Source organism: Paenibacillus zanthoxyli JH29 (assembly GCF_000520715.1).
Classification (GTDB): Bacteria; Bacillota; Bacilli; order Paenibacillales; family Paenibacillaceae; genus Paenibacillus_AQ; species Paenibacillus_AQ zanthoxyli.
This window is the reverse complement of sequence record NZ_ASSD01000265.1, coordinates 1-12,047: the sequence shown is the minus strand read 5'-3', so window position 1 is coordinate 12,047 and position 12,047 is coordinate 1. Positions and strand designations below refer to the sequence as shown.

At 46.5% G+C, this 12,047-nt stretch carries 13 protein-coding genes; 4 read left to right on the top strand and 9 right to left on the bottom strand.

Annotated elements, in window-relative coordinates; translation table 11 throughout:
* Positions 1 to 151: 151 nt before the first annotated feature.
* The 8 genes from L691_RS28485 to L691_RS0109815 form a co-directional block, all read right to left on the bottom strand.
* Complete coding sequence (locus L691_RS28485; RefSeq protein ID WP_036736424.1) at positions 152 to 679, bottom strand: nucleoside 2-deoxyribosyltransferase; 528 nt, start codon at positions 677 to 679, stop codon at positions 152 to 154.
* On the bottom strand, positions 672 to 2,399 hold the full coding sequence (locus L691_RS0109845) for an adenine deaminase C-terminal domain-containing protein (RefSeq protein ID WP_025690298.1): 1,728 nt from the start codon (positions 2,397 to 2,399) through the stop codon (positions 672 to 674). Before L691_RS0109845 ends, L691_RS28485 begins: the two co-directional genes overlap by 8 nt.
* 20 nt (positions 2,400 to 2,419) lie before the next feature.
* Positions 2,420 to 3,511, bottom strand: a complete 1,092-nt coding sequence (locus L691_RS0109840; RefSeq protein ID WP_025690297.1) for an ABC transporter ATP-binding protein — start codon at positions 3,509 to 3,511, stop codon at positions 2,420 to 2,422.
* Between the two features lie 18 nt (positions 3,512 to 3,529).
* On the bottom strand, positions 3,530 to 4,318 hold the full coding sequence (locus L691_RS0109835) for an ABC transporter permease (protein WP_025690295.1): 789 nt from the start codon (positions 4,316 to 4,318) through the stop codon (positions 3,530 to 3,532).
* Positions 4,319 to 4,323: 5 nt separating this feature from the next.
* Positions 4,324 to 5,145 carry an ABC transporter permease gene (locus tag L691_RS0109830; protein WP_025690294.1) on the bottom strand — a complete coding sequence of 274 codons (822 nt, stop codon included), beginning with the start codon at positions 5,143 to 5,145 and terminating at the stop codon, positions 4,324 to 4,326.
* Positions 5,146 to 5,172: 27 nt separating this feature from the next.
* Positions 5,173 to 6,105: a nucleoside hydrolase gene (locus L691_RS0109825; protein ID WP_025690293.1), complete on the bottom strand. Its 933-nt coding sequence runs from the start codon at positions 6,103 to 6,105 to the stop codon at positions 5,173 to 5,175.
* 25 nt (positions 6,106 to 6,130) lie between these two features.
* Positions 6,131 to 7,225, bottom strand: a complete 1,095-nt coding sequence (locus L691_RS0109820) for an ABC transporter substrate-binding protein (RefSeq protein WP_036736421.1) — start codon at positions 7,223 to 7,225, stop codon at positions 6,131 to 6,133.
* A 190-nt stretch (positions 7,226 to 7,415) separates the two neighbouring features.
* On the bottom strand, positions 7,416 to 7,799 hold the full coding sequence (locus L691_RS0109815) for a DUF2294 domain-containing protein (RefSeq protein ID WP_408634742.1): 384 nt from the start codon (positions 7,797 to 7,799) through the stop codon (positions 7,416 to 7,418).
* 568 nt (positions 7,800 to 8,367) lie between these two features.
* Here L691_RS0109815 and tnpA point away from each other — a divergent pair.
* On the top strand, positions 8,368 to 8,841 hold the full coding sequence (gene tnpA, locus L691_RS0109810) for an IS200/IS605 family transposase (RefSeq protein WP_025690289.1): 474 nt from the start codon (positions 8,368 to 8,370) through the stop codon (positions 8,839 to 8,841).
* Positions 8,842 to 8,995: 154 nt separating this feature from the next.
* Here the strand turns inward: tnpA and L691_RS0109805 are convergent, their stop codons facing one another.
* Entirely contained in the window at positions 8,996 to 9,643 is a 648-nt protein-coding gene (locus tag L691_RS0109805; protein ID WP_025690288.1) for a hypothetical protein, read from the bottom strand.
* Positions 9,644 to 9,820: 177 nt separating this feature from the next.
* Here L691_RS0109805 and L691_RS34225 point away from each other — a divergent pair, with 177 nt between their 5' ends.
* From L691_RS34225 to L691_RS30635, 3 genes are all read left to right on the top strand, one after another.
* The gene (locus tag L691_RS34225) at positions 9,821 to 9,949 is read left to right on the top strand and encodes a DUF4011 domain-containing protein (RefSeq protein WP_084654034.1); all 129 of its coding nucleotides are present in this window, start codon (positions 9,821 to 9,823) and stop codon (positions 9,947 to 9,949) included.
* A gap of 168 nt (positions 9,950 to 10,117) precedes the next feature.
* Positions 10,118 to 10,819, top strand: coding sequence for an RNA polymerase sporulation sigma factor SigK (gene sigK, locus L691_RS0109800; protein ID WP_025690287.1), 702 nt, complete (start codon positions 10,118 to 10,120; stop codon positions 10,817 to 10,819).
* A gap of 453 nt (positions 10,820 to 11,272) precedes the next feature.
* Positions 11,273 to 11,992, top strand: coding sequence for a UPF0158 family protein (locus L691_RS30635; protein ID WP_025690286.1), 720 nt, complete (start codon positions 11,273 to 11,275; stop codon positions 11,990 to 11,992).
* The last annotated feature ends 55 nt before the right edge of the window (positions 11,993 to 12,047 follow it).

The window sequence follows — 12,047 nt, the reverse complement described above, 5'->3', positions numbered from 1 at the left end:
TAGCAAAACAAGTCGCACAAAAGAAATAGACCGCCCATCTGTGGAAGGGTGATGCGGTCTATTCCTCATTTGCCTTAACCTTAGCCAACCGCTACGCAAGAACGGCTTTTTATTATCGTATTGGATGAGAGCTCCTGCTGATTGCTGATTTTTAAGCTTTTGCCTGATCGAGCTGGATCTGCTTGATGCATGCCTCAAAGGGACCTATTACGAGGTTAACGGGAATACCCAGCATCAGGTTAAGCGGAAGCCCGAGATCCTCGATAAACATGCCGTCTTTATCAACGTATCTTCCGTTTTCTGCGAGCTGCACGCCGCCCCAATGCAGAGCGACCTTTTCCCACAAAGCAATATCCTTGTCCAAATACCCATAAATGGCCTGGCCTTTGGCATAGGCATAGCCAACCTCAAACACGGTGCCTGAATCAGGCTCCGATCCGCGAAAGCAGTTCAAATTGGCGGCGACGATATCCGCTTGTTCAATCAGCTTCAAATTGGCCTGGAAAATATCGGAGGCGATTTCGCTTTTACTGCAGCCAGGCTGCTTATTAATCATATTATCTTTAGGAAAAATACCGACAAAGCCATGCTCCTCGCAAGACGCTTTTAATCTGGCGCCAATCTCCATCGCATCGGGATAAAAAACCTCAAAGCCGGCCAAATAAATATGTTTAGCCATTGTGCACCTCGGCTTCTACAAGCAGAGGAACTACCTTTCCCTGATTCACGTCAATTAAGCCTAAATCGGTAATTTTCAGAGCAGGGCTAACCGGTAAGGAATGTGTACTGATCGACATAATCGGATTATAATGCCGATAGCCGAGCGATTCCATCGCTTGATGGAGTCTGTTGACCTCTATAGCTGTCTGCTCCAGCGGTTCCTCCGTTAAGATTCCACCGACTGGCAGATGAAGATTAGCCAGTATTACACCGTCCTCCACCACGCAAAAGCCGCCTTGGCTACGGATTACTTCATTAGCTGCCAGCATCATATCCAGCGGATTATGCCCGATGACGAGCAGATTATGATTATCATGTGAATACGTAGTTGCTACAGCTCCACGCTTGATCGTGTCCCCGCCAATTAACCCGTAACCACGGTTCCCATTCTTCCCGTGACGCTCAAAGGTGACAATCAGGCCAAATGGGCTTGCCTGCCAGTCAAGCTCTCCGTCCCTAACTGCTACTTCAGCCTGCTGCTCCTTTGTAAAGGTCGATCCATCCTGCACCATCATCACTCGACAATTGTACAAGCTGTCAGCCACAGGCACCTTGACTGTAAAGTCCTGCTCCTTTAACAAGGGCAGCTTAACGCTTTGGTAATAATCCACCGGGAATGGGTACGGATTATTTTGAGGGATATACTCCTCATTAATGTCATACGCTTTTTTTCCTTTTTTGTATACTTGGTCCATGGTCATGCTTTCAAGCTGTGAGACCAATAGAAAATCGGCAATTTTACCGGGGGCAACCGCACCGCGATCATGCATTCTCATTCTTCTCGCCGGGGTGAACGTACTCGCATATATTGCCTTTTCCGGCTCCATCCCCATCGCAATCGCTTTGCGCACCAGATGGTTCAGATGCCCCCGGCGCTGAAAGGAGTCTGCCATCACGTCATCGGTCACAAAACAAAAGTGCTCGCCTACATCGTTGCAGATCAGGTAATCCATCACCTCGGCGGTCATCGACTTCTCCTGAATCTCAATGAACATGCCCGCGGCAATCCGGGCTTTCATTCCCTCGATCGTCTGGTGCGTGTGGTCCGAATCGACCCCGGCGTAGATCACCCGGTGAAGATCCAGATCCAGCAAAATGGGGCAATGGCCTTCGATCACCAAATTCGGGTAATTCGTTCGGATATGCTTCAAGATATGATTGATTTTACTGTCCGAATTGGAAATGATATCCACATAGTTCATAACTTCGCCCAAGCAGCTTATTTTCTCCGTCTTTAGCAGCTCATCCAAATCGGCAATTTCAATGGCGCCGCCGGAAGTTTCCAACGAAGTAGCCGGCACGGAGCTTGGCATGGCGTAGAACATATCAACTACACAATGCTTGCTCGCCTGCATAAACTGCTTTACGCCCGCCAACCCGAAGACATTGGCGATTTCATGCGGTTCCGGTGCAATGGTGGTGACGCCATTGCGGATTAATCCAAAGGAGAAGCTTTCCGGCGTGACCATGGTGCTCTCGATATGAAGATGGATGTCGATCAGGCCGGGAAGCAAATAGCGCCCTTCACCCTTCACAACTTCCGTAGCTTCAAACGTTTCCTGGGCGCGCTCGCCGATATAGAGGAAGCGGCCGTCCAGCACCGCAACATTAGCTTCGTTAAACTTTTTCATATAGCTGTTATACACTTGCACATTTTCAATAAGTAAATCTACATGCATGGTCTTCACCTCCAGCAGCGTTAGTTCACAATAACCAATTTGTCACCGGGGAATGTAAGCAGAACCTTCTGGCCGTTCGCATAAGGCTCCTCCATCTCCCGGTTGACCGTAAAATCACCCATCTCCGTCCTCACCACATACTGGTAGCTGCGCCCCAGAAACGTACTGACCATGACAGCGCCAGCCACTTGGTTCAGTTCCTTCCCGGTATCGATTTGCCCCGTCGAAGGGATGAACGGACTATCGGCTGTAATGTTAATATCCTCCGGACGGATAGCGATTTTGCGCCCGCCGGACTTATCGGTTCCCGCATGCTTGGGCACTCGGAAGGAAGTGGCTTTATCCTTCAGCCAAATCTCTCCATCCCGGTCCTCCCGGTAGGCAAATTCAATGAAATTGCTGAAGCCGATAAATTTAGCGACAAATTCCGTTCTCGGATATTTAAAAATCGTGGAAGGGCGGTCCAACTGTTCGATAACACCGTTGTTCATAATCGCCACCTGATCGGAGATCGAGAAGCACTCCTCCTGATCATGGGATACATAGACGGTCGTAATCCCGAGTTCCTGCTGAATCCGGCGTATTTCCACCCGCATGTTGACCCGTAGATTAGCATCCAGATTGGAGAGTGGCTCATCGAACAGCAATAAATCGGGTTCTATAACAAGAGCGCGGGCAATCGCTACCCGCTGTTTTTGTCCTCCTGACAGTTCCTTGGGGAACCGTTTTTCATAGCCGGTTAAGCTGACGATTTCAAGCATGCGGCTTACCCGCTTGGCGATTTCGGAATCGGATACCTTTCTTAAGCGCAAGCCGAAGGCGACATTCTCGAAGATCGACAAATGCGGGAACAAGGCGTAGCTTTGAAAGACGAAGCCGAAATTCCGTTTGTTGACCGGAACCTTCGTATAATTTTTTCCGTTAAAGGTGAACTGGCCGCTCTTGGCCTCCAGGAAACCGGCAATTAACCGCAGCGTCGTCGTTTTCCCGCAGCCACTCGGTCCAAGCAGCGAGATGAACTGCCCTCTCTCAATATTCAAGTTGAAATCCCGTAAAATATAATGCTGATGGTCATACGCAACCGATACGTTTTCCAGCGCTAGTAATGTCATGGATACAAGACCCCCACGTTATCGTTTTGTAAAATAGCTTAATCCCAGAAGTCTTTCGATGATGAAGATTAAAACGGCTGTCAAAAGCATAAGCAGCACGGAAATCGCAGCCAGGGTCGGATCAAAATGATTTTCCAAATAGGATAGCATCTGAATGGGGAAGGTACTGACCCCGGGTCCTGTCATAAAGACGGAGATTTCCACATTATTGAAAGAATCCAGGAAAGCGATAATTACAGCGGCAATAATGCCGGATTTGATATTGGGCAGCACCACGACGAAAAATGTTCTAAGACGGTTCATTCCAAGGCTCAAAGCCGCTTCCTCCACCGAGAAATCGAAATTGGACAGGCTCGAAGCAATGACACGAATCGTGAAGGGAAGCATGATCACGGTATGCCCGATGAATAATGCCGGCATCATCGGCAGATGGTAGGTGACGACCAAATATTTGAGCATAGTGAAGCCCATAACAATTCCCGGGATGAGCACCGGCGAAATAAACACGGCATTCCAAGCTTCCTTGCCTCTGAAATCAAAGCGGCTTAACGCATAAGCGGCGGGAATTCCGAGCAACAGCGCCAGCAAATTGCCTACGAAAGACACGATGATCGAGATTTTGAACGTCTCCATAAACAGGCTTTGTTTAAAAATATTCTCGTACCATTTCAAGGAAAAGCCTTGCGGCGGAAACTTCATGATCGTTCCCGGCTCAAAGGATGTTGCCGCAATAATGATAAGCGGACTTAACAAAAATACATAAACAAGCAACGTAAACAGGGCAAGCCCCCGATTCTTCTCTTGCATGCCCTCTACCCCTTCACACGAAATTTATGCGACATTTTCGTCATCAGGCCGATCACAAGCAAAGTAATCACGATCATAATGGTGGCAATGACCGAGGCCGAGTTCCAATCATTCAGCGTAATCGCATTTTGGTATAGAAAGGTAGCGATAACCCGCTTCTTGCCTCCCAGAACCGTCGGTGTTGTGTACGCGGTCATGCTGCCTACGAATATAAGAATGCTGCCGAGGATCAGTCCGGGTATACTGAGCGGAAAAATAACTTTACGAAATACAGTAAACCGGGAAGAACCAAGGCTTTCGGCGGCCTTAACCAGGTCGGGATCAATATTCTCCATCACGCCCACCAGGGAAATGATCAACAGTGGCAGGAATAGATGGATCAGCCCGATCATGACGGCAGTCGGCGTATAAAGGATTTCCAGCGGTTGATCAATCAGGCCAAGCCCGACCAGCCAGGAATTGAGCAGACCATTCTTGCCAAGAATAATAATCCAACTGAAGGATCGCACCACCGAACTAGTAAGCAGCGGAAAGATCGCAAGCGCCAATAAAAACCCTTTTTTTCTAGGACTAAGCATGGAGATGTGATAAGCGACGGGGAATCCGACCACAATACAAGCCATCGTAGTAACCAGACTCACCTGCATCGTAGTGAGCAATATATCAACATAGTATCGATCCCTCAAAAAATGCAGGTAGCCTTCAAAGGTAAACTGGCCTTCTTGGAAAAAAGTTGACCCTATCGTATGGATAATCGGAAGCAGCATGAACAAGGTCAAAAATAACAAACCCGGAAGCATTAACCAATACACATATCTCTTTTTCAAGGAAGGTAACCCCTTTTCTTTGCTGCTTTAGGTTTTCAGCACTTGCACAAAAAAATGCAGAAAGGCTTCGGCATCCACCTCGGTACAAACCTTGACGTTAGGCTTCCGCCGCAGACGGTTTTGAAAATCGCAGACGGTTTGCCCGTCGCATAGCTCGCTCCGCGTCTCGATGTCCACATAGTAAGCTTGGGTAGTCACCAGCTCTGGACGCAGTGCTACACCTACCGCCAACGGATCATGCAAAGCGCAGGCACGAACCTGATTTCTCTCGAAATAAAGCCGCCTGTAATGGGCGGTGCTCTCGTGAACATAACGGCTGATCGGAGTATCTCCCAGCTCCTTAATATGGGCCTCGTTCAATAAAGCCCGTCGCGTCACGTCAAGCCCAACCAGCGTCAATGACGGGAACCCGGCGTGCAGCACAATTTTCGCGGCTTCCGGATCAACGTACATGTTGTATTCGGCGACCGGCGTCACATTGCCGACCCCTTTCACCACTCCGCCCATAAAAATGACCTCTTTCACCTCATGCGCCAATTGGGGGCGCTTCATCAGCGCCAACGCCAGATTGGTCAAGGGAGCCGTCATAACGAGCGTAACCTCGCCCGGATATTGCCGAACCTGGTCGATAATGAAGTCAGGAGCAAAGCCCTCTGCGGCGGGGGTATACACGGGCATCGATCCGAGCGCTCCACCAAGTCCTTCTGTCCCGTGTACCCGATGTTCAAAAACTGGCGTTCTCATTAAAGGCTTATCCGCCCCTTTAATGACAGGAATCTGCTGCTCCACTTGCAGCAATTGCAAAATTTTGCATGTATTCTCGGTGGCTTGCTTAAGGGACACATTCCCGTTAACGGTAGTTACGGCCAGCAGCTCCAATTCACCGCTTTGAACGGCGAGGATAATGCCTAAAGCATCATCCACGCCTGTATCAACATCAAGGATCACTTTTTTGTTCACTGTAACTTCTCCTTGAGCCGCAGGATTATTGCGCAATCTCGCGGTTCCAGCGGTCTGTCCATTTTTTCAGATTTTCATTGACGTATTTAACATCCAGATAGCGAAGTTTGCTGATCATATCAGCGCCATAAGTCAAGCCTTCGGCTTCTTCCTCGGTCAGCTTCACTTCTTTATTCGTAGGCGAATTAATCTTGGCCTTGGCCAGCTTTTCCTGGATTTCTTTGCTCAGGTACCAGTTGATCAGTTCTTCCGCAAGCTCCTTATTCTTGGAACCTTTCACGACGTTCACCGTGTTCATCACCGCATATCCGCCTTCTTCCGGCGTCACGAATTTGGCATCAGGTACGCCCGCTAGAAGATCCTTGAGGAAGCCCTGCATAAATGGCCCCGCCGCAATTTCGCCTTGAGCGAACATTGTTACGAAATCGGAGGTTTTACCATAGTATTTAACAACTGAAGGATTCAATTCCTTTAATTTGGCAAATGCCTGATCCTCGTTAAAAGTGCTGCTTCCGGAGACTAGAGAAGCCGCATCCAATAGCATCGGGCCGGTTGTCGTTGTAATCCCGGGCATGGTCAGCTTCTTGGCCAGTTCCGGATTCCAGAGATCTTTCCATGATGTAATCTCTGTCTTTACAAGCTTCGGATTGTAGGCGATACCCAACTGGTTGATGGTAAAGGCCGGACCGTAATCAGCGCCAAGCGGCGCTTTGGCAATATCATAAAGCTGGTCAAGATTCGGAATATAGGCACGGTCGATTTTCTCGATTAAGTCGGCATCGATCGCTTGTTGGGTGAAATAGTCAGAAAGGAACAGCACATCCACGTTGGAGGTTTTTTGTTGAACCTTGTTCAGTCGATCCGCATTGTTGCCTATTTCAAACACGACTTTTACATTGAACTTTTTCTCAAACGGAGCAATGACTTCTTTGGCGGTGAAATCATCGTTCCCCCAAGTGGATACAACCAATTCGGTCGGTTCGCTGCTGGCTGTTGAGGATGACGGTGCCGAAGCTGTCGGGGTCCCGGTGTTTGCCTGATTAGCCGTACCACATCCAGCCAAAGCCAATGCCGCAAAAGTTATGGAAAGCGCGCTGTTAATCATTTTTTTTCTAATCATCTTTTCTCCACCTCATTGTTTTAGTGTATGGGGTAATCTATAAAAATAAAAAAGAAAAGCATTCCTGATAGAATAAAGCTTCTAACAAGAACACTTTTCTTTGTAAACAAAGCAAAGCGAAATTTGTTTGAGGACGGATGGCGTTCCCTTAAGATAGATCAAAAGAGAACAACCGTGTATGGAGTTAACTCTAAGGTTCCCTAATAATAATATTCGTAATCGCCCATTGGGTCAGGGGATCATAATCTCTAAGCACGGCTTCCATATCCAATCCTAAATCTTCATCGAGCCGTTCTTTTAATTTCTTCTTATAGATCGAAGACATATAAAAATCAACTTCATATTTAAGATTGGGGATTTCTCCCTCAAGCGCAGTCGAACGGGGAGAGCGGCGATGCTTGGCAACAAATGTAATCATCGTGTTGTCGATGGTTACATTCAATAGCGTAGTCCCGAAGCCGAACAGCTCCTTTGAGATTTCATTATAAATACGGTACAGCGTCTTCTTGCCTTCATTAGTATCGAGCGGTAGGATACGATCACCTTCTACAGTGAATTCCAGGCTTGTACACAATAGTTGATGTTAGATAAAGTGTCGTGGTTTAGTCGATATATGATATGTTTACGTAGCCTTATATTACATGATTTTCACGAAATTTTCAAGAGTGAATTTTTCTTATGTTCCATCAATCGACCGTTTCTTTCTAAACCGTAGTATTGGCGTAATAATTTGTCCGTATTCACATGAATAACTGAACGGGATATTGAAGGCTCAAGTGGACAAGTGTGGGTCTTTCGTGTGAGCACTGACGAGGTAGCATGGATGAAGTGTATAATAATTTCAACGTAAAGTTTGGGAGGAGAAATATGAAACAGCTGGGTTGGCAGTGATGAGATGTATCTTAACACCCCAACGACAATCAAGACAATCAAATATAAAAATATTGTTATCGGCCATACCCCATACATGCTCCCTCGCAGGCAGATGATGCCTGCTTTTTTAGGCTTTAGCCAGTTGAGCTCGCGAAGCGTGCGAAACAAAAAACCACCCGCTATGCGGGTGGAGGGATCAAGGGTTTGACCACTAAGACCAAGCCGATAGAATTGAGATGTTCAGGCGGGGTGGAAAGGAATGGTCTTAGATGGCAAACAAGAACTACAGTCTTGCGCACACCAAGTGGATGTGCAAATACCACATTGTGTTCACCCCGAAGTGTAGACGGAAAGAGATCTATAATCAAGTAAGGAAAGATTTGATCGAAATTTTCAAGCGTTTGTGTAAGTACAAGGGAGTAGAGATCATAGAAGGACATATGATACCTGATCATGTACACATGATGGTAGCGATTCCACCAAAGATATCGGTTTCATCATTCATGGGATATCTGAAGGGGAAAAGTTCGCTCATGATCTTTGAGAAGCATGCCCAATTAAAGTATAAATACGGAAACCGGAAGTTTTGGGCAGAAGGATATGATGTGAGTACAGTGGGGTTGAATGAAGCAACCGTAGCAAAGTACATTCGTGAACAAGAAGCACACGACCAAGCCCTAGATAAACTGAGTGTAAAAGAGTATGAAGATCCATTCAGCGACAAAAGGAGCAAAAAGAAATAAACCAGTTTAACTGGTAAGTGGAAGTGACAAATAACAATGAGCCTGAACAGATTTGTGGTCAGGCTAGCGTCTTTAGGCGCAGTTTGGCAACAGGGGGTTATACCCCAGTGTAAACCACCCGTTGGACGGGTGGTCATGATTTAATCAATCAATCTCACTCGTCTTTGAACTTGATCTGTGTCACCTTGATCTCAGCATTCCCGGCATTCCAATCTTTCGGCACCGTCTTGACGGTATAAAAATGGTCACCGTCAAGTTGGAACGTGTAATTCGGCTTCAGTTCCTTGTAATCAAAATCCATATCGTTTACCGGAATATACGATTCCTCAGCGATATTGTTGCCGTTCACGTCCTTGAAATAGACCGTGACCTCAATCTCGGAGAGGGTCTTATTCCCCTTGTTTTTGATTTTAAACGTGATGCCCGGCACCTTTACGTCGAGCAAGGAGTCGAAATACTTCGCCTGGAAGTCGGAGATTTGGATCAAGTTGTTTATGTATTCTTGCTCTACGGTTGTATTATACTTGCTCGTGTCTGCTGCAGCCGGGTTAGCCTCCTTCCGATACAGGTCTAGTTTCTCTTTCAACTGCTCGTTTTCAGTCCGCAATTGGTTGAGATCGGCGAGTTGTTTCGCCTGTTCGTCCGACTTTTTCTTTGCCGTGTCCAGATCCGCCGTCGCCGTGGTGAGTTTGGCAGAAAGATCGGTTTTCTCTTTCACTATCGAATCGTATTTGCCCTGAGAGACGCAACCGGCTAGCAGGAAAGGGACCATCAGTACGACGATCCATTTAGTTGTCTTCATGTTTGCCCCCCGAAATTGATAATAAATTACAAAGTTCAGTCTATCAGTTCTAGGTAGAATTTACTATGAGTATTTCTATTATAAGCATATACAATTATAAGCATATACAATAAATACGTTTAAATATAATTCATTAGTCCCGCTGGAAAAACGCAAGCCAACGTCTCCTGAAACTATATAAAAAAGCAAGAAACAGGGGCTAACGTTTTTCATGTGGCTTACGGATTTCTCGAAGGCTACTTGAATCCAGATTTTTATATCCGATCACCTATCCTTTTGTATCCAATAAAGCTTTCCGTTCTCTAGGTGTGTTAACTTCAATGATCAAAATAGGAACAGTTACTTGATTTTTTTGATCTCAGTTTTCCCCCGTACAGGCACTTCTAGGCATTTACCCACATAGAATGAAATGACCGTGAACCCGTAAGACTTACTGACCGGTTTCATTGTACATGTGCGGGAGGTGTCGCCAAAGTGCCCGGATTTCTTAGCACCATTGCGCTGCTGATCAAGGAACTGACGCTGCTGGTATCGTATGTAAGGAACAACGCGTTTCCCCAGCCGCTGACGGAGGAAGAGGAAAGCCGATACCTGGGAATGATGGCGGAGGGAGACGCCAGAGCCCGGAATTTGCTGATTGAACATAACTTGCGGCTCGTAGCCCATATCGTGAAAAAATTCGACAACACCGGCGAAGATATGGAGGATCTAATCTCCATCGGCACGATCGGTCTGATCAAGGCCATTGAGAGCTACCGCCCCAATAAAGGGACCAAACTGGCCACATTCGCCGCTCGGTGTATAGAGAACGAGATCCTCATGCACCTCCGTTCGCTTAAAAAGACCCGCAAGGACGTGTCACTCCACGATCCGATCGGGACGGATAAAGAAGGTAACGAGATTACGCTCATCGATATCCTGGGCTCCGACACGGACGACGTGATTAAAGAGGTGGATCTAAAGATCGAGAAGAGCAAGATCTACCGCAACCTCGACATTTTGGATGACCGGGAGAAGGAGGTCGTAGTCGGCCGTTTCGGTCTGGACACTGGGGGCGAGGAGCGGACGCAGCGGGAGATTGCGAAGGAGCTTGGTATCAGCCGCAGCTATGTATCGCGGATAGAGAAAAGGGCGCTCATGAAGCTGTATCATGAGTTTTATAAGGCGAAAAAGTGAAGAGATGGAAGAGACCTGCCGGGCGCAGGTCTTTTCTAGCGATTATACGTAGTGCAATAATATACATACAAATATACGACTCTAATGTGATTCTTAAACCTTGCAGAATTTTCTTGAAATGCATGGAAAGGGCTGACGGGAGCATTATATAAGACGGTCCATCCGTTGAGCTGGACAGCTTGAGTTGCTAGAGCCTGTACGCAAACTGTACAACGCGTAGAAATTAAGAAAATAGGGAACATGAGACGAAGATATGAGTTAAAGCAGATCGTGCTTACGATACAAATGCCATTCTGGAGCTTCTGCAAAAGCCGATCCGTCACTGCTGTTATCCCAAGTAAGCGCAATCGGCGGGTGAAACGCCCATTAGACCGTGACACGTATAAAGAGACTTGATCGAATGCCTTTTCAACAAAGTGAAATTACACTATGATTTTTACAGGACGTGAGCTTATGAGAAGTAAGAAGAAGAAGAAGAAGAAGAAGAGAAAGAAGTCGATCCTTTCAGATCATGAATTTGTTTCCATTGAACAAGATGATCAGTTTTATTTTATTGCCGGCTATACGGAAGGTGGAGCTCCTTATGGGGTAATGTGGGAGGAGTATGAAGCTCAATCAGCCCTTGCCTTGGAGAATAGAATTAGCGAAGGAGAATCTCAAATGAAGGAGTTAATTCTTTCGGAACATCAGCTTAAGGATCTCATAGAGACCTATGATATGTATATGGATGGAATAGAGCATTTCTTGAATATCGATACTGGTGAAATTGTTATGCTAAACTCGTTCGACAAGGACGATGAAGATGAAGCGTTAAGTGAAGCCATTGAAGAAGGATTTAATGAAATCTATTTCCGAATCCCCAGTCGCGAATCTCATGGGGGATATATGGATATGGAGGATTTTGCTGATACCGTACCAAACGAGAAATTAAGGGCCAAGCTGTTTAACGTATTGAGTGGCGGGAAGAAAATATTCCGAAGATTCAAGGACACATTATCCTCGGATGCCCGTGAATTGGATCGTTACTATAAATTTGTGGAAAGCAGAAATAAAGAACGTGTCCTGGATTGGTTAGAATCCATAAACGTTAATCTAAAGGTAAGTGATGGAAATGACATCAGGAGAACAAGCTTGGACAAGCCTACAACCGAGACGCGTTTTAAACAAGATTGAAGGGAACAAACCGTCGGAATTGATGCATCGTTTTCGCAAACTCGTGACTTCAGTC

Bases quoted from the DNA above. Each gene is read 5' to 3' on its own strand.
- L691_RS28485 (WP_036736424.1), bottom strand. From the start codon at position 679: ATGGCTAAACATATTTATTTGGCCGGCTTTGAGGTTTTTTATCCCGAT.
- L691_RS0109845 (WP_025690298.1), bottom strand. From the start codon at position 2,399: ATGCATGTAGATTTACTTATTGAAAATGTGCAAGTGTATAACAGCTAT.
- L691_RS0109840 (WP_025690297.1), bottom strand. From the start codon at position 3,511: ATGACATTACTAGCGCTGGAAAACGTATCGGTTGCGTATGACCATCAG.
- L691_RS0109835 (WP_025690295.1), bottom strand. From the start codon at position 4,318: ATGCAAGAGAAGAATCGGGGGCTTGCCCTGTTTACGTTGCTTGTTTAT.
- L691_RS0109820 (WP_036736421.1), bottom strand. From the start codon at position 7,225: ATGATTAGAAAAAAAATGATTAACAGCGCGCTTTCCATAACTTTTGCG.
- tnpA (WP_025690289.1), top strand. From the start codon at position 8,368: ATGGCAAACAAGAACTACAGTCTTGCGCACACCAAGTGGATGTGCAAA.
- L691_RS0109805 (WP_025690288.1), bottom strand. From the start codon at position 9,643: ATGAAGACAACTAAATGGATCGTCGTACTGATGGTCCCTTTCCTGCTA.
- L691_RS30635 (WP_025690286.1), top strand. From the start codon at position 11,273: ATGAGAAGTAAGAAGAAGAAGAAGAAGAAGAAGAGAAAGAAGTCGATC.